Origin of the sequence: Rubrivivax benzoatilyticus JA2 = ATCC BAA-35 (assembly GCF_000190375.1) — a bacterium.
GTDB lineage: Bacteria > Pseudomonadota > Gammaproteobacteria > Burkholderiales > Burkholderiaceae_C > Rubrivivax > Rubrivivax benzoatilyticus.
In genome coordinates, this window is record NZ_AEWG01000105.1 from 1 (window position 1) to 16,318 (window position 16,318).

The following is a 16,318-nucleotide window of genomic DNA, read 5'->3' on the forward strand; positions in this document are numbered from 1 at the left end:
CGGCGGCGCCACGGCCGCCGCGGGTGTGTCGGCGATGTCGGGCCCCGCGGCCGCGGGCTCTGGGCTGGGCTCCGGCACCGCCGCCGCGCGGGTGCCGGCCAGCGTGTCCACCAGCGCACGCTGCACCGCCTGGTGCACCGCACGCCCGTCGCGGAAACGCACCTCGATCTTCGTCGGGTGCACGTTGACGTCGACGAGTTCGGGCTCGATCTGCAGGAACAGCGCGTAGGCCGGCTGCTTGCTGCCGTGCAGCTGGTCCTCGTAGGCGGCGCGCACGGCGTGCGAGACGAGGCGGTCGCGCACGTAGCGGCCGTTGACGAACAGGTACTGCAGGTCGGTGCGGCTGCGCGCCGCCTCGGGCTGGCCGGCGCGGCCCCACAGCTGCAGCGGCCCGGCGGCGGCCTCCAGCGGCCGGCTGGCGGTGATGAAGTCGCGCCCCAGCACGTCGCCCAGGCGCTGCTCGGCACCGGCGGCGCGCCACTGCGCGACGGCGCGGCCTTCGTGCCAGACGGCGAAACCGACGTCGGGCCGCGCCAGCGCGTGGCGGCGCACGGCATCCAGGGCGTGGGCGAGCTCGGTGGCCTCGCTCTTCAGGAACTTGCGCCGCGCCGGCGTCGAGAAGAACAGCTCGTGCACCTCGACCGTCGTGCCCTGGGCGCGTGCCGCCGGTTGCAGCTCGCCGCTGCGTGCGTCGACACGCCAGCCGTGCGCTGCGTCGGCGCTGCGGCTGGTGATCGCCATCTCGGACACCGACGCGATCGCGGCCAGCGCCTCGCCGCGAAAACCCATCGTGCGCACCGACTCCAGCTCGCCCAGCGAGCCGATCTTGCTCGTCGCGTGGCGCTTCAGCGCCAGCGGCAGCTCCTCCATCGGGATGCCGCAGCCGTCGTCCTCGACGACGATGCTGCGCACGCCGCCGGCGGCCAGGCGCACGACGATGGCACGTGCGCCGGCGTCCAGCGCGTTGTCGACCAGCTCGCGCACCACCGAGGCCGGGCGCTCGACGACCTCGCCGGCGGCGATCTGGCTGACGAGTTCGTCGGGCAGTTCGCGGATCGGACGGCGGGCGGGTGGGGCGGTCATCCGCGCGGATTGTAGGCAGCGGCCCCGGCGCGGCCTTCGGGGCGGCAGTCGCGGCGCAGCAGCTTGAGTGCCAGTTCGGCGCGCAGCGCGTCGACGCGGCTGCGGGTGGCGAACACGCTCAGCTCGCGGCCGTCGGCCGCGGTGGCGACGAGCTCGAAGCGCCGGGCGCCGTCGCTGGCGCGCAGCTGGGGGTCGGCGCCGGACAGCGGCAGCACGAAGAGCTCGTCGACACCGAACAGGCGGCGGCGTTCGGCGTGCAGCGTGCAGTCCGGCCGCAGCCGGAAGCGCCAGTCGACCTCCGACGCGGCCGCGGCGGCGGCTTCGTTGAGGGCCTGCAGCCGGCCGGGCTGGTCGAGGCGGATCAGGTCGGGGGTCGGGGCGTCGGTGTTCGGATAGCCGTCGGTGCAGGCGGCGAGGGCCAGGGCCAGCGCGGCGGCGGCCAGGAAACGAGTGCGCATCGGGAGCTGCCGGGCAAGCGGCAGGGCAGGACGTTCGGACGGCCCCGCGAAGGCGGGGCGGCGGCGTCGGTGCAGCGCCAGGGTCGTGCGCGTGTCCGCGCTCGAGCCTGGGGCTGGCGAGCCGGACCCGGCGGCCCCGCTCGCCGCGTCTCAGGCGCGCGGCGGTTTGAAGCGGCTGTCCTGCGGCGCGTCGGGATGGCGCCGGTCCGGTGGCGGCGGGCTGCGCCGGGCGCCCGTGGCCGGCGGCGCCGGCAGCGGCGCGGCGTCGGGCAGCCTGTCGGCCGGCGGCAGTTCGCCGCTCCAGGCCGACTGGGCCGGGGTGTCGTCCAGGTGGTGTTCGGCGACCGTGCCTTCGTCGGGCAGCGCGGCCGGCGCCGCCTGGGTGTCGCCGCCCGGCCCGCCGGCCGCGACGGCGTCGCCCTGCGTCGAGACCCCGGCCCAGGCCAGCGTCAGCACCAGCAGCAGCGCGAGCAGCCGCCGGACCAGCGGCATGCGGCTCACAGCCATTGTTTGAGCAGCGCGCGCAGCTGCTCGCGCGTGTAGGGCTTGGACAGGTGCGCGTCCATGCCGGCGGCCAACGACAGCGCGGCGTCCTCGTCGAAGGCGTTGGCCGTCAGCGCGACGATCGGCACACGCGCCAGCCGCAGCCGCGCCTCACGCTCGCGGATGCGCTGCGTGGCCTCGTAGCCGTCGAGCACCGGCATCTGGATGTCCATCAGCACCAGGTCGAAGTGCTCGCGGTCGATGGTCTCCAGCGCCTGCTGGCCGTCCTCGGCCTCGACGACGTCCAGGCCGCAGCTCTTGAGCATCTCGGCGGCGATCAGGCGATTCACCGGGTTGTCCTCGACCAGCAGCACGCGGCCCTGCAGCGTCGGGGCGGCGTCCAGCGGCATCAGGCCGGAGTCCGGGGCCGCCGCGTTCACGAAACCCGGGTCCGGCCCCGGCGGCAGCGCCAGCGTGAACGAGAAGCGCGAGCCCCGGCCTTCGACGCTGTCGACCGTGATGCGTCCGCCCATCGCGGCGACGATGCGCTGGCTGATCGACAGCCCCAGCCCGGTGCCGCCGTGGCTGCGGCTGCGCGTCGCGTCGACCTGCGAGAAGGGCTGGAACAGCTTGGGCACGGCCTGGGCCGGGATGCCGATGCCGGTGTCCGCGACCTCGAAGCGCACGCCGCACATCCCCGGCGGCGCCGGCGCGCGCGACAGCCGCAGCGTCACGCCGCCGCGTTCGGTGAACTTGATGCCGTTGCCGATCAGGTTCAGCAGCACCTGCTTGAGCCGCGAGGCGTCGCCGACGACGGCGTCGGGCACGTCGGCCTCGATCTGCAGGTCGACCTTCAGCCCGCGCTGCTCGGCGGTGGAGCGCAGCAGCGCCGCGGCCGAGGCCGCGACGGCGTGCATCGACATCGGCGTCGGGTCGAGCTTGAGCTTGCCCGACTCGATCGTCGAATGGTCGAGCACGTCGTCGATGATGCACAGCAGCGACTCGCCGGAGGCCACCGCGGTGCGCACCAGGGCGCGCTGGCGCTTGTCCAGCGGCGTGTCGCGCATCAGGTCGAGCGCGCCGAGGATGCCGTTCATCGGCGTGCGCATCTCGTGGCTCATCGTCGCCAGGAACTGCGACTTGGCGATGCTCGCGGCGTCGGCCGCCTGCTTGGCCCGCTGCAGCGTGGTGTTGACGGCCTCGGCCTCGAGGCCGCGGCGCAGCGACTCGGTGACCGTGGTGCGCAGCTCGCGCGAGGCGTTGAGCATGGCCAGGCCGTACAGCGGCGCGATCGCCGCCAGCGCCGCCGAGCGCACCGGGTCCAGCACCAGGCTGACGACGACGATCGAGCCGACCTGCAGCAGCGTCAGCCAGGTGAACGAACGCCCGGCCATGGCCATGAACTGCGCCGAGTAGGCGATCGAGCCGCAGACCATCACCAGGTACAGCGTGCGTGCGGTCTCGTCGAGCGCCGGATAGACGGTGAAGGTGCAGAGCGCCCACATCAGCCCGACGGCGGCCGCCGAGACGTCGAGCCATTGCACGACGCGGGCCGTCTCGGCGTCGCTGCGCGGCGGCTCGCTGGCGTGGCGCCGCGCCAGCTGCAGGCGCATCAGCGCCGCGACGCCGCCGACGGCCGCCGCCACGCCACCGGCCAGCGGCCGCCCGCCCAGCCAGCCGAGCAGCACGACGAGCGCCATCGCCGCCAGCAGCATCCAGATGCTGCGGGTGGCGTTGCGCAGCGCCGTGTGCAGCAGCCTGCGACGAACGGCGCTGTCGATGTCCGTCGACGGCTGATCCTCGTTACCCATCCGGCAGCGAGCATAACCAGCCGTTGATAATCCGGTGCCATGGAAGTTGTGCAATGGTTGGTCGACTTCATCCTTCACGTCGACGTGCACCTGGCGGCGTTCGTGCAGGCCTACGGAGCGTGGGTGTACGCGCTGCTGTTCGCGATCATCTTCGTGGAGACCGGCGTCGTCGTGATGCCGTTCCTGCCCGGTGACTCGCTGCTGTTCGTCGTCGGCGCCCTCTGCGGCGCCGGGGTCATGAACCTGCCGCTGGCGATGGGGCTGCTGATCGCCGCGGCGGTGCTGGGCAACCAGTGCAACTACACGATCGGCCGCTTCGTCGGGCCGCGGGTCTTCGGCTGGAACGAGTCGCGCTTCTTCAACCGCAGCGCGTTCGACCGCACGCATGCGTTTTACGAACGTTACGGCGGCTTCACGCTGATCGCCGGCCGCTTCATGCCCTTCGTGCGGACCTTCGCGCCCTTCGTCGCCGGCGTGGCGCAGATGTCGCGCAGCAAGTTCACGCTGTTCGACGTCAGCGGCGCGCTGCTGTGGGTCGGCGGGCTGACGACGGCCGGCTACCTGTTCGGCAACCTGCCCTGGGTGAAGGACAACCTCAGCACCATCATCTGGGCGATGATCCTCGTGCCCGGCCTGTTCGTGCTCTACGGCGCCTGGAAGTCGCGGCGCGCCGCGCCCGGCGCGGCCTGAATCAGAGCGAACGCTGCCGCGCCAGCGGCGGGTTCTTCGCGAAGTAGCGGCGGATGCCGGTGGCCAGCGCGTCGACGAGGCGCGCGCGGTAGCCGGCGTCGCGCAGCAGACCTTCCTCCTCCGGGTTCGAGATGAACGCCGTCTCGACCAGGATCGACGGGATGTCGGGGGCCTTCAGCACCGCGAAGCCGGCCTGCTCGACGTCCTTCTTGTGCAGGCGGCCGACGCGGTCCAGCCGCGACAGCACCTCGCGGCCGAGCTTCAGGCTGTCCTTGATCTGCGCCGTCGTGCTCATGTCCAGCAGCGCCTGACGCACCTGGGCGTCGCGCACGGAGGCGACGTTGACGCCGCCGACGCGGTCGGCCGCGTTCTCGCGCTGCGCCATCCAGCGTGCCGCGGTGCTGGACGCGCCCTTGGTCGACAGCGCGAAGACGCTCGCGCCGCGCGCCTCGGGGCGCATGAAGGCGTCGGCATGGATCGAGACGAACAGGTCCGCCTGCACGCGCCGCGCCTTGCGCACGCGCTCGTGCAGCGGCACGAAGAAGTCGGCGTCGCGCGTCATCATCACGCGCATGCCGGGCACGGCGTTGAGCTTGTCGCGCAGCGCCAGGCCGACGGCGAGCACGACGTCCTTCTCGCGCAGCCCGGTCGGGCCGATCGCGCCCGGGTCCTCGCCGCCGTGGCCGGGGTCCAGCGCGACGATGATCAGGCGGTCGACGCGGCGGCGTTCGGCGTCGGTCGGCGGCGCCTCCTTCTCGGGGGCGGGGGTCTGCAGCGGCGGCACCGGCGCCGGCGGCCGGCTCGGCGTCGGCTGCGGCAGGCCGGGTTTGTCGACGCGGGCGATCAGTTCGCCCAACGCGTCTTCCACCGCCTTGGCCGCGTCGCGCTCGGCGGACTCCTTCTCGCGGATCAGCGCCAGCAGCGGGTCGGTCTCGGCCTTGGGGTAGAGGTCGAAGACCAGCCGGTGCTGGTAGGCCGCCACCGGGGCGAGCGTGAACTGCTGCGGCGCCACCGTCTGCTTCAGGTCGAGCACCAGACGCACCACCCGCGCCTGGAACTGGCCGACACGCACGCCGGCGATGTACGGGTCGTCGGGGCGGATCTTGCCGACGATGTCGCGCAGCAGCGGGCTGAGCTCCAGGCCCTCGAGGTCGATGACCAGGCGCTCGGGCGCCTCGGTGACGAAGTGGCGCGCCACCAGCGGGCCGTCGGACTCGATCGTCAGCCGGGTGTAGTCGGCCGCCGGCCAGACGCGCACCGCGACGATGCCGGCGCCCCAGGCGATGCCGGGGGCCGTCAGCAGCAGCACGAGCTGCCCGGCGCCGGCGACCAGGCGGCGGCGCCTCATGCGAGCAGCGCGCGCCCGCGCGCGGTGCAGGCCTCGACGGTGACGAGGCGGCGTTCGTCGTCCTGCGGCGCGATCGCCAGCCGCAGGTCGGGCGGCGGCAGCACCGCACGCGCCTTCTCGGGCCACTCGGCGATCTTCAGCCCGGGGCGGGCGAAGACGTCGCGGAACCCGGCGTCCTCCCACTCGCGCGGGTCGTCGAAGCGGTAGAAGTCGAAGTGCGAGACCGCCAGCCCGTCCGGCAGGACGTAGGGCTCGACGACGGCGTAGGTGGGGCTCTTGATGCGCCCGGCGACGCCCAGCGCACGCAGCAGCTGGCGCACGAAGGTGGTCTTGCCGGCGCCGAGCGGGCCGTCGAGTTCGAGGTAGGCGTCGCGGAGTTCGGGCCGCGCGGCGAGCGCGGCGGCCCAGGCGGCACAAGCGGCCTCGTCGGGCCAGGTGACGAGGCGGCTCTCTAGAATCGTCGGATGCGAACCGAACGACACGTCGACGGGCCCTCCGTGCTCGCACGACTGCGGATCTGGGCGCATGAGGCGGGATTCTCCCAGATCGGCGTGGCCGACATCGACCTGGCCTCGGCCGAGCCGGGCCTGCTCGCCTGGCTGGAGGCCGGCTTCCACGGTTCGATGGCCTACATGGCCGCCCACGGCCTGAAGCGTGCGCGCCCGGCCGAGCTGGTGCCGGGCACGGTGCGCGTGATCACCGCGCGCATGGACTACCTGCCGCGCGACCTGGCCCAGGACTGGCGCGAGGCCGAGCAGCGCCGGCTGGCGGCGCCCGGCGAGGCGGTGATCTCGGTCTACGCCCGCGGCCGCGACTATCACAAGGTGCTGCGCACGCGGCTGCAGCGCCTGGCCGACCGGCTGGCAGCCGAGATCGGGCCTTTCGGCCACCGCGTCTTCGTCGATTCGGCGCCGGTGCTGGAGGTCGAGCTCGCCTCGCGCAGCGGCATCGGCTGGCGCGGCAAGCACACGCTGACGCTGTCGCGCGAAGCCGGCTCCACCTTCTTCCTCGGCGAGATCTACGTCGATCTGGCGCTGCCGGTCACCGCGCCCGAGGCGCCGCACTGCGGCAGCTGCACGGCCTGCCTGGACGCCTGCCCGACGCGGGCCATCGTCGCGCCATGGCGCGTCGACGCACGGCGCTGCATCAGCTACCTGACGATCGAGACCGACGACCCCGTTCCCGTCGAGCTGCGGCCGGCGCTCGGCCAGCGCATCTACGGCTGCGACGACTGCCAGACGGCCTGCCCGTGGAACAAGTACGCGCGCCGCGCGTCCTTGCCCGACTTCGACTGGCGCGCCGACCTCGCGGCGCCGACGCTGCTGTCGCTGTGGTCCTGGGGCGAGGCCGACTTCCTGAAGCGCACCGAAGGCAGCCCGATCCGCCGCATCGGCTGGCGACGCTGGCGGCGCAACCTGGCGGTGGCCGCCGGCAACAGCCTGCGTGTGGCCGACGACCCGGTGCTGGCCGCGGCGCTGGCCACCGGGCGCGACGCCGCCGGCGAAATCGTCGCCGAGCACGTCGACTGGGCGCTGGCTCAGCGCAGCGCGGCCAGCGCCGCCAGCGCCAGCGGCAGCCCGGCCATCGCGACCAGCGTCGACAGCGTCACCAGGCCGGCGACGTAGCCGCCGTGCCCGCCCATGCGCGTGGCCAGCACGTAGGCGCTGGACGCGGTGGGCAGCGCGGCGAAGGCGACCACCGTCGCCTGCTGGCCCGGCGGCAGGTCCAGCCCGATGACGATCGCCAGCGCCAGCGCCGGCAGCGCCAGGTGGCGGATCGCCAGCAGCGCGGCGGCGAGCTTCGGCCCTTCGCGCAGGGCGCCGAACTGCAGCCCGGCGCCGACGGCCATCAGCCCGATCGGCACCGCCGCCGAACCGACACGCCCCAGCGCGCCGGACAGCAGCTCGGGCAGCCGCAATCCCAGCAGGTTGAACACCAGCCCCGAGGCGGTGGCCAGGATCAGCGGGTTGCGCAGCAGCTCGCGTGCGTAGCCGTGGCCGCCGTGGCGCGCCAGCGGCCAGACCGCGGCGATGTTGCACAGCGGCACGCACAGCGAGATCAGCAGCGCCGTCCAGGCCACGCCGTCGGCGCCGGCGATGCGTGCCGCGACCGCCAGGCCGACGTAGGAGTTGAAGCGGAACGCCGTCTGCGCGCCCGAGGCGTGCAGCCGCGCGTCCACGCCCGGCGCATGCGCCAGCGCGTAGGCCAGCACGACGCCGGCGGCGACGATGGCCAGCCCGCTGCCGGCCAGCGGCAGCATCGCGCCCAGCGACAGCGGCTCGCGCACGATGCTGCCGAACAGCAGCGCCGGGAACAGCACGTAGTAGACGAGGCGCTCGGCACCGTCCCAGACGCCGCGCCCCAGCGGCGTGTGGCGGCAGATCAGGTAGCCGGCGACGATCAGCAGGAAATCGGGGGCGAGCAGCAGCAGGTCGGGCATCGGAGGCGCAGTGTGCCAGCGCCCCGGTCGGCGGCGGGACTTGCCGCGGCGTTGTACAAAGGGCCGATGATTCCCCGGACGACGATGAACGAACAACGCCGCCTTCTGCTCGCCGCCGCCGCCGCTGGCGGCCTGCTGCTCGTGCGACCGGCTGCTGCGCAGCTGACGATCGCCGGCCAGACCTTCCCGGCGACGATGCACGTCGGCGGGGCCGACCTCGTGCTCAACGGCGTCGGCACGCGCTCGGTGGCCTGGATCGACGGCTATGCCGCAGGGCTCTACCTGAGCCGCCGCGCGAGCACCGTGCCCGAGGTGCTGGCCGCGCCCGGCGCCAAGCGCATCCAGCTGCGCATGCTGCAGACCGCGCCGGCCAAGGAGTTCGTCAAGGCCATCGACAAGGGCTTCCGGCGCAACACGCCGCCGGCCGAGCAGCCGGCGCTGGCCCAGCGCCAGGCGGACTTCAACGCCCAGGTGCTGGCCACCGGCCAGGTCAAGAAGGGCGACGTCGTGAACCTGGACTACCTGCCCGGGCGTGGCCTCGTGTTCTCGATGAACGGCAGAGCCGGGGGGGCCGACCTGCCCGGCGAGGACCTGTACGCCGCGGTGTTGCGGATCTTTCTCGGTGTTCGCCCCGTGGACGAGCGGCTGAAGGCCGGATTGCTCGGACAGCCGCCGCGTTGATCACCCACAATCGGCCGCAGACCCCGTTCCCACCCAACCGACGAATGGAGACTGCCCGCATGAAGAGAAGAACGCTGTCCGCGCTGTTCCTGGCCTGCCTGGCCGCACCGCTGGCTGCCTGGGCCCAGGGCTATCCGGCCAAGCCGGTCAAGCTGGTCGTGCCGTTCGCGCCCGGCGGCACGACGGACATCATCGCGCGCACCGTGGCCGACAAGATCACGCCGGCGCTGGGCCAGACCATGGTCGTCGAGAACAAGGCCGGCGGCGGCGGCATCATCGGCGCCAACGACACCGCGAAGGCCCAGCCCGACGGCTACGCGCTGGGCGTGGCCACCGTGTCCTCGGTGGCCTCGAATCCGGCGATCAACCCGAAGGTGCCGTACAACCCGCTGACCGACTTCACGCCGATCATCAACATCGCGGCCACGCCCAACGTCATCGTCGTGCACCCGAGCTTCCCGGCGCGTGACTACAAGGGATTTCTCGCCGAGCTGAAGAAGAACCCGGGCAAGTACAGCTACTCGAGCTCGGGCACCGGCGGCATCGGCCACCTGCAGACCGAACTGTTCAAGAGCCTTGCCGGCGTCTTCATCACCCACATCCCGTACCGCGGCGCCGGCCCGGCGCTCAACGACACGGTGGCCGGGCAGGTGCAGATCATGTTCGACAACCTGCCGTCGGCGCTGCCGTTCATCAAGGACGGCCGGCTGATCGCGATCGTCGTCGCGGCGCCGCAGCGCCTGGCAGTGCTGCCCAACGTGCCGACCTTCAAGGAAGTCGGCCTGGAGCCGGTGAACCGCATGGCCTTCTACGGCGTCTACGGGCCGAAGAACCTGCCCAAGGAGGTCGTCGACAAGATCCACGCCGCGGTGAAGACGACCGTGATGCTGCCCGAGGTGAAGAAGCGCATCGAGGACACCGGCTCGCTGATCGTCGCCAACAGCCCGAAGGAGTTCGGCGATCAGATCAAGGCCGAGTACGAGGTCTACAAGAAGGTCGTGCAGTCGGCCAAGCTGACGCTGGAGTGAGCGCCGAGCCCGTCGACGCGCCGGCCGGTGCCGAGGCGGCCGCCAGTGCCGCCTCGATCGACCGTTTCGTCGACGCGCTGTGGATCGAGGACGGGCTGGCGCCGCTGACGCTGGCCGCCTACCGCCGCGACCTGACGCTGTACGCCGGCTGGCTGGCACGCCGCCACGCCAAGCGCCTGGACGACAGCCGCGAGGCCGACCTGCTGGCCTACATCGCCGAACGACACACGGCGACGCGCGCGACGACGGCCAACCGCCGGCTCACCGTCTTCAAGCGTTACTTCCGCTGGGCGCTGCGCGAGCACCTCGTCGCCGCCGACCCGACGCTGCGCCTGCAGTCGGCGCGCCAGCCGCTGCGGGTGCCCAAGAGCCTGAGCGAACGCCAGGTCGAGGCGCTGCTGGCCGCGCCCGAGACCGACACCGCGCTCGGCCTGCGCGACCGCGCGATGCTCGAGCTGATGTACGGCAGCGGGCTGCGTGTCAGCGAGCTCGTCGGCCTGAAGAGCGTGCACCTGGGGCTGGCCGAAGGCGTGCTGCGTGTCGTCGGCAAGGGCTCCAAGGAACGCATCGTGCCGTTCGGCGAGGAGGCGCACGGCTGGCTCCAACGCTATCTCGGCGAGGCCCGCGCGGCGATCCTCGGCGGCCAGGCCAGCGACGCGCTCTTCGTCACCGCGCGCGGCGGCGCGATGACGCGCCAGGCCTTCTGGCTGCTGGTCAAGAAGTACGCGCGCGCGGCCGGCATCCTCGTGCCGCTGTCGCCGCACACGCTGCGCCACGCCTTCGCCACCCATCTGCTGAACCACGGCGCCGACCTGCGCGCGGTGCAGATGCTGCTGGGCCACGCCGACATCGGCACGACGACGATCTACACCCACGTCGCGCGCGAGCGGCTGCGCCAGCTGCACGCCCGCCACCATCCGCGCGGCTGAGGCTCAGCCGTCGGTCGGCAGCGGCGCCTGCGGCTTGATCTCCTCCAGGCAGATCATCGAGCGCACGTCGTCGACGCCGGGGATCTGCATCAGCCGGTCGGTCAGGAACTGCGACAGCGCCTTCAGGTCGTGTGCGACGACCTTCAGCAGGTAGTCGCAGTCGCCGCTGACGGTGTGGCACTCGAGGATCTGCGGGAAGTCGCGGATGCGCGCCTCGATGTCGCGCACGCGATCGAAGGCGCCGCCGTGGATGTTCAGGCTGACGAAGGCGGTGACGCCGTAGCCCAGCGCGGCGGCGTCGACACGCGCACCGTAGCCGCGCAGCACGCCGCGTTCCTCCAGCGCGCGCGTGCGCCGCAGGCATTGCGGCGCCGACAGGTGCACGCGGGTGGCGAGTTCGACGTTGGAGACGCGGCCGTCGCGCTGTAGCTCGGCGACGATCTTGCGGTCGATGGCATCAAGATCGGTCACGGTGCATCCTTTCAGTCGATCTGGAGAAAGAATCTTGCATCGAAATGGCTTTGCCACGCAGCATCTGGAAAGCACATTTCCTCGCTGCCTGGGCACAGTGTGGTGCATGAACGACCGTCTGCACCCCACCGCGATCCGGCCGTCGCCGATCGAACTCGAGGCGCGTTTCGGCGCGCACAACTACCACCCGCTGCCGGTCGTGCTGACGCGCGGCGAGGGCGTCTGGCTGCGCGACACCGAGGGCCGGCGCTATCTGGACATGATGAGCGCGTACTCGGCCGTCAGCTTCGGTCACGGCCATCCGGTGCTGGTGGCGGCGCTCACCGAACAGGCGGCGCGGCTGGCCGTGACCTCGCGCGCGTTTCACAGCGACCGGCTCGGGCCCTTCCTGGAACGCCTGTGCACGCTGACCGGCATGGACCGTGCGCTGCCGATGAACAGCGGCGCCGAGGCCGTCGAGACGGCGCTGAAGGCGGCGCGCAAGTGGGGCTACAAGGTCAAGGGCATCCCGGACGGCCAGGCGCGCATCGTCGTCGCCGCCCGCAACTTTGCCGGTCGCACGACGACCATCGTCGGCTTCTCCAGCGAAGCCCAGTACCGCGACGGCTTCGGCCCGTTCGCGCCGGGTTTCGACACGGTGCCGTTCGGCGACCTCGCGGCGCTGGAGGCGGCGATCGGCGAACACACTTGCGCCGTGCTGCTCGAGCCGATCCAGGGCGAGGCCGGCATCGTCGTGCCGCCACCGGGCTACCTGCGCGCCGCACGCGAGCTCTGCACGCGCCGCAACGTGCTGCTGCTCTGCGACGAGATCCAGACCGGGCTCGGCCGCACCGGCCGGCGCCTGGCGGTCGACCACGAGGACGTCGTGCCCGACGGTCTGACGCTGGGCAAGGCGCTCGGCGGCGGCCTGCTGCCGGTCAGCGCCTTCCTCGCGCGCGAGGACGTGATGGCGCAGTTCACGCCCGGCGACCACGGCAGCACCTTCGGCGGCAACCCGCTGGCTGCGGCGGTCGGGCTGGCGGCGCTGGATCTGCTGGAGCGCGAACGGCTGGCCGAACGTGCCGCGGCGATGGGTGAACGCCTGATCGGCGCGCTGCAGGCCCTGGCGCACCCGGCGGTGCGGGAAGTGCGTGGCCGCGGCCTGCTCGTCGGCGTCGAACTCGCGCCCGGTTTCGCCTCGGCGCGTGCCGTCTGCGAAGCGCTGATGGCCCAGGGCGTGCTGACCAAGGACACGCACGGCACCGTCGTGCGGCTGGCGCCACCGCTGGTCATCGATGCGCCGCAGATCGACTTCGCCGTCGCGGCTTTCGCCCGCGCGCTGAAGGCCTGCGGCGGCTGAGTCGGGGGTCTGGCCTGCCGCGGCCGTCACGCCGCGAGCGGGCAAGAAAAAAGCCGGTCTTGCGACCGGCTTTTGACTGACGGTCGGAAACCGATCAGAAGTTGTGGCGGATGCCGACGCCGAACGAGCGCGGATCCTTGCCGAAGTCGACTTCCGTGCCGTAGGCGGCGCCGCTGTCGTTGTTGATGGCGGTGTAGAAGGCGTAGACCTTGGTGCGCTTCGACAGGTTGTAGTTGTAGCCCAGCGTGTACTGGACGGCGCCGCTCTTGCTGACGTCATCCCAGTCGTCGGCCCAGCCGACGTTCACGTGGAACTCGCTGGCACCCAGCGTGTACTGGACCGCGCCACGGATCGAGTTGCGCTTGCCGATGTCCTTGCTGTCGGCCAGCTGGTAGTAGCCGCCCAGGGTGATGGCGCCCAGTTCGTACAGGCCACGCAGCGCGACTTGCTTGTCGCCGTAGTCGTTCTCGTCGTAGCCGGCACCCAGGTGCAGCGGGCCGGCGTCGTAGTTGACGGCGGCTTGCCAGGTCTTGGTGAAGGGCTTGTTGACGTCTTCGTCGGCCGAGTAGGCGAACTCGGCGGTCAGGCCACCGAACGACGGGGTCAGGTAGGCGACCGTGTTCTTCGGCTGGCTGGCAGCGGCGTAGAACGCATCGGCCGAGGTGCCGGTGTCGTGGTTGTGCAGGCTGACGTAGTCGGCCGTGGCGTAGTACGCCGGGCTGGTGATGCGGCCGGCGCGGACGGTACCGTACGGCGTTTCCAGGCCCACGAACGCGTCGCCGGACCAGAACTCGTCGGCGGCGACACCGGTGTCGCTGGCGAAGCGGTGCTCGATCAGGAACAGGGCCTTCAGGCCGCCGCCCAGATCTTCCGTGCCCTTGAAGCCCAGGCGCGAGGCGACGTTGTTCAGAACCGTCTTCGAGTCAGCCGAGTCGATGTTCTTCTGGTTCTCGACCGTCGTGTTCAGGCGGCCGTAGATCGTGACGTTGCTTTGCGCGAACGCGGCCGTCGAGGCCAGGCACGCGAGAGCGATCAGGGTGCGCTTCATAGTCGTTTCGTCCTTTACGTTAGACCCCGAAGCTCTTCATGAAGTCTGTCTCCGGGGTTCGCCGCAAGTCTACGACCCCGCCTCGGGCAAACCCGGTGCACCCCTGTCATATGGCGGCTTCGTGACGCCCGATTGCGGCTTTCGCGCAACAGCGGAGCGCGGCGTGACCGTCTTCGGCGGCGGCGACAATGGCGCCATGGATCACGACTTTCTCTCGGCTTTCGTTCTGCTGCTGCTGGTGCTCGACCCCTTCGGCAGCCTGCCGATCTTCATCTCGGTGTTGCGCGGCGTGGACCCGGCACGCCGCCGTCTCGTCGCCATCCGCGAAGCGACGATCGCCTTCCTGGTGCTCGCGGCCTTCATGGTCGGCGGCCAGGCCTTCCTGTCGCTGATGCGGCTGTCCGAGCGTTCGCTGGAGGTCGCCGGCGGCGTCATCCTGCTGATCATCGCGGTGCGCATGATCTTCGCCACCGGCGGCGAGGTCTACGCGGCCGACGGCCGCGGGCGCGAGCCGTTCATCTTCCCGCTGGCGGTGCCGCTGCTGGCCGGGCCGTCGGCGATGGCCACCGTGCTGCTGCTGGCCTCGCGCCAGCCGGACAACATGGCGCAGTGGTTCGGCGCGCTGACCGCGGCGATGCTGGTCTCGGGCGTCGTGCTGCTGGCTGCCGACCGCATCCGCAACCTGCTCGGCTCGTCGATGGTCGCGGCGATCGAGAAGCTGATGGGCCTGGTGCTGACCGCGGTGGCGATCGAGATGATCCTCGCCGGCCTCAAGCGCTACTTCTTCGAGACCTGAACGCGGGCAGGAAAAAGGCCGGCGGCCCCGAAGGGCGGCCGGCCTGCATGCCGTGACGGCGCGTCAGCGTCCGCGCAGATGCGCAGGGGCTTCCAGGCGCTTGGCCAGCAGCGACAGCGTCAGCGTCAGCACCAGGTACATCGCGGAGATCGCGAGGTAGGGCTCCCAGTAGCGCGAGTACGCCCCGGCCACGGTGCGTGCCGCCAGCGCGAGCTCGGCCAGGCCGATGGCGGACACCAGCGACGAGTCCTTGATCAGCGTGACGCCCTCGTTCACCAGCGCCGGCACCATGCGCCGGAAGGCCTGCGGCAGGACGACGTAGCGCATCGCCTGCGCGTGCGTCAGCCCGACGCTGTAGGCGGCCTGCGTCTGCCCGCGGTGGATCGACAGGATCCCCGCGCGGAAGATCTCGCTGATGTACGCCCCGGCGTTGAGGCTCAGCGCGACGCAGCCGGACAGGAAGGCGCCGTGTTCCTGGCGGAACATGCGTGCCGTCTCGCCCGAGATCAGCAGGCCGTGGTCGGGATGCACCAGCGCCGGCATCAGCGCGAAGTGCACCAGCAGGATCTGCACGAACAGCGGCGTGCCGCGGAAGAACGTGACGTAGGCGAGCGTGATGCCGCGGGCCGCGCGCAACAGCAGGGCCAGCGGACGTGATGTCGGTTGGGGCGCGTCGGCCGAGCTGCTCACCAGCCCGAACAGCACCCCCAGGATCAACCCGGCGCCGATGGCGACCAGCGTGAGCTTGATCGTCATCAGCAGGCCGCTGGCGAACAGCGGCCCGTAGCCGGCGAGGATCTCCCAGCGAAGATCCATCGCCGTCCCGGATCAGTTCGACGCAGCCGACGCCGGCGCTTCAGCCTTGGCCGGCGGCGCGCCGAAGTACTTGGTGTAGATCTGGTCGTAGGTGCCGTCGGCCTTGATGCCGGCGAGACCCTGGTTGATCTTCTCGAGCACCGCGGTGTTGCCCTTCTTGACGGCGATGCCGTACTGCTCCGGCGCGAACTCGGTGTCGCTGATGGTCTTGAACTTGGCGCCCGGGTTGTTGGCGACGTGGTGGATCACGACGCCGTTGTCGGCGACGACCGCGTCGACACCGCCCGACTCGAGCTCCTTCAGCGCCAGCGGCGTCGACTCGAAGCGCTTGATGTTCGTGCTGGTCTTGCCCTGCAGCTTGGTGACGGCTTCGTCGCCGGTGGTGCCGGTCTGCACGCCGACCTTCAGCTTCTTCAGGTCGGCGAACTTGGTGACCTTGCTGTTGTCGCGCACGGCGATCAGCTGGGCGGCGTCGAAGTAGGCGTCGCTGAAGTCCAGCGTCTGCTTGCGCTCGTCGGTGATCGTCACCGCCGAGATGACGATGTCGCGGTCACCCTGGCCCAGGGAATTGAAGATGCCTTCCCAGGGGGTGTTGATGAACTTGACCTCGAAGCCGGCCTTGGCGGCGATGGCCTTCAGCACGTCGATGTCGAAGCCGACGATCTCGCCCTTCTCGTCCTGGCTCTCGAACGGAGCGTAGGCGGCGTCGGTGCCGACCGCGTAGACGGTGGGCGCGGGGGCCGGGGCGGGCGCCGAAGCTGCCGGTTCGACGGCAGCCGGCTCCTCCTTCTTGCCGCAGGCGGCGAGCACGATGCCGGCCGCGAGAACCGCGGCCGTCTGCAGGAAGCGACGGGTCGTAATCTGGGTCATGGGGTTGGGACAGGAAGGGTTGAGGCC

Annotated in this window: 18 protein-coding genes; 7 read left to right on the forward strand and 11 right to left on the reverse strand. The window is 71.6% G+C overall.

Annotated elements, in window-relative coordinates; all coding sequences use genetic code 11:
• The 4 genes from mutL to RBXJA2T_RS12105 all read right to left on the reverse strand — a co-directional run.
• On the reverse strand, positions 1 to 1,083 hold a 1,083-nt coding region (mutL, locus tag RBXJA2T_RS12090), incomplete at its 3' end, for a DNA mismatch repair endonuclease MutL (RefSeq protein ID WP_009857665.1).
• Positions 1,080 to 1,541 (reverse strand): hypothetical protein, encoded by a 462-nt coding sequence (locus RBXJA2T_RS12095; RefSeq protein ID WP_009857666.1) that lies wholly within the window; start codon positions 1,539 to 1,541, stop codon positions 1,080 to 1,082. The genes RBXJA2T_RS12095 and mutL, both read right to left, overlap by 4 nt.
• Positions 1,542 to 1,691: 150 nt before the next feature.
• Positions 1,692 to 2,033, reverse strand: coding sequence for a hypothetical protein (locus RBXJA2T_RS12100; RefSeq protein ID WP_009857667.1), 342 nt, complete (start codon positions 2,031 to 2,033; stop codon positions 1,692 to 1,694).
• 5 nt (positions 2,034 to 2,038) lie between these two features.
• Positions 2,039 to 3,835 (reverse strand): ATP-binding protein, encoded by a 1,797-nt coding sequence (locus tag RBXJA2T_RS12105; RefSeq protein WP_009857668.1) that lies wholly within the window; start codon positions 3,833 to 3,835, stop codon positions 2,039 to 2,041.
• Positions 3,836 to 3,874: 39 nt separating this feature from the next.
• On the opposite strand from RBXJA2T_RS12105, the gene RBXJA2T_RS12110 reads away from it, so the two are divergent.
• Positions 3,875 to 4,525, forward strand: a complete 651-nt coding sequence (locus RBXJA2T_RS12110) for a DedA family protein (RefSeq protein WP_009857669.1) — start codon at positions 3,875 to 3,877, stop codon at positions 4,523 to 4,525.
• Between the two features lies 1 nt (position 4,526).
• On the opposite strand, the gene RBXJA2T_RS12115 is transcribed toward RBXJA2T_RS12110, so the two are convergent.
• Both RBXJA2T_RS12115 and tsaE read right to left on the reverse strand, forming a co-directional pair.
• Positions 4,527 to 5,873, reverse strand: coding sequence for an N-acetylmuramoyl-L-alanine amidase (locus RBXJA2T_RS12115; RefSeq protein WP_009857670.1), 1,347 nt, complete (start codon positions 5,871 to 5,873; stop codon positions 4,527 to 4,529).
• On the reverse strand, positions 5,870 to 6,400 hold the full coding sequence (gene tsaE, locus RBXJA2T_RS12120) for a tRNA (adenosine(37)-N6)-threonylcarbamoyltransferase complex ATPase subunit type 1 TsaE (protein WP_009857671.1): 531 nt from the start codon (positions 6,398 to 6,400) through the stop codon (positions 5,870 to 5,872). The genes RBXJA2T_RS12115 and tsaE overlap by 4 nt, the downstream gene beginning before the upstream one ends.
• On the opposite strand from tsaE, the gene queG reads away from it, so the two are divergent.
• Positions 6,338 to 7,498, forward strand: coding sequence for a tRNA epoxyqueuosine(34) reductase QueG (queG, locus tag RBXJA2T_RS12125; RefSeq protein ID WP_029718906.1), 1,161 nt, complete (start codon positions 6,338 to 6,340; stop codon positions 7,496 to 7,498). The two genes, tsaE and queG, sit on opposite strands and share 63 nt — an antisense overlap.
• Here queG and RBXJA2T_RS12130 read toward each other — a convergent pair.
• Positions 7,411 to 8,313 carry an AEC family transporter gene (locus RBXJA2T_RS12130; protein WP_009857673.1) on the reverse strand — a complete coding sequence of 301 codons (903 nt, stop codon included), beginning with the start codon at positions 8,311 to 8,313 and terminating at the stop codon, positions 7,411 to 7,413. The genes queG and RBXJA2T_RS12130 overlap by 88 nt on opposite strands.
• Positions 8,314 to 8,397: 84 nt before the next feature.
• On the opposite strand from RBXJA2T_RS12130, the gene RBXJA2T_RS12135 reads away from it, so the two are divergent.
• From RBXJA2T_RS12135 to xerD, 3 genes are read left to right on the forward strand one after another with little or no spacing between them, the layout of a single operon-like run.
• A complete protein-coding gene (locus RBXJA2T_RS12135; protein ID WP_009857674.1) occupies positions 8,398 to 8,994 on the forward strand; it encodes a chalcone isomerase family protein in 597 nt (198 codons plus the stop codon).
• Between the two features lie 59 nt (positions 8,995 to 9,053).
• Complete coding sequence (locus RBXJA2T_RS12140) at positions 9,054 to 10,022, forward strand: tripartite tricarboxylate transporter substrate binding protein BugE (RefSeq protein ID WP_009857675.1); 969 nt, start codon at positions 9,054 to 9,056, stop codon at positions 10,020 to 10,022.
• Complete coding sequence (gene xerD, locus RBXJA2T_RS12145; protein ID WP_009857676.1) at positions 10,019 to 10,951, forward strand: site-specific tyrosine recombinase XerD; 933 nt, start codon at positions 10,019 to 10,021, stop codon at positions 10,949 to 10,951. Before RBXJA2T_RS12140 ends, xerD begins: the two co-directional genes overlap by 4 nt.
• 3 nt (positions 10,952 to 10,954) lie before the next feature.
• Here the strand turns inward: xerD and RBXJA2T_RS12150 are convergent, their stop codons facing one another.
• The gene (locus tag RBXJA2T_RS12150; RefSeq protein WP_009857677.1) at positions 10,955 to 11,422 is read right to left on the reverse strand and encodes an Lrp/AsnC family transcriptional regulator; all 468 of its coding nucleotides are present in this window, start codon (positions 11,420 to 11,422) and stop codon (positions 10,955 to 10,957) included.
• Between the two features lie 106 nt (positions 11,423 to 11,528).
• Between RBXJA2T_RS12150 and rocD the strand changes: the two genes are divergently transcribed.
• Positions 11,529 to 12,761: an ornithine--oxo-acid transaminase gene (gene rocD, locus RBXJA2T_RS12155; RefSeq protein ID WP_009857678.1), complete on the forward strand. Its 1,233-nt coding sequence runs from the start codon at positions 11,529 to 11,531 to the stop codon at positions 12,759 to 12,761.
• A 94-nt stretch (positions 12,762 to 12,855) separates the two neighbouring features.
• Here rocD and RBXJA2T_RS12160 read toward each other — a convergent pair whose 3' ends face one another.
• A complete protein-coding gene (locus tag RBXJA2T_RS12160; RefSeq protein WP_009857679.1) occupies positions 12,856 to 13,809 on the reverse strand; it encodes a porin in 954 nt (317 codons plus the stop codon).
• Between the two features lie 196 nt (positions 13,810 to 14,005).
• Between RBXJA2T_RS12160 and RBXJA2T_RS12165 the strand changes: the two genes are divergently transcribed.
• A complete protein-coding gene (locus RBXJA2T_RS12165) occupies positions 14,006 to 14,605 on the forward strand; it encodes a MarC family protein (protein ID WP_029718905.1) in 600 nt (199 codons plus the stop codon).
• A gap of 63 nt (positions 14,606 to 14,668) precedes the next feature.
• Here RBXJA2T_RS12165 and RBXJA2T_RS12170 read toward each other — a convergent pair whose 3' ends face one another.
• Both RBXJA2T_RS12170 and RBXJA2T_RS12175 read right to left on the reverse strand, forming a co-directional pair.
• Positions 14,669 to 15,421, reverse strand: a complete 753-nt coding sequence (locus RBXJA2T_RS12170; protein ID WP_009857681.1) for an amino acid ABC transporter permease — start codon at positions 15,419 to 15,421, stop codon at positions 14,669 to 14,671.
• A 12-nt stretch (positions 15,422 to 15,433) separates the two neighbouring features.
• Complete coding sequence (locus tag RBXJA2T_RS12175; protein WP_009857682.1) at positions 15,434 to 16,291, reverse strand: basic amino acid ABC transporter substrate-binding protein; 858 nt, start codon at positions 16,289 to 16,291, stop codon at positions 15,434 to 15,436.
• Positions 16,292 to 16,318: the final 27 nt, after the last annotated feature.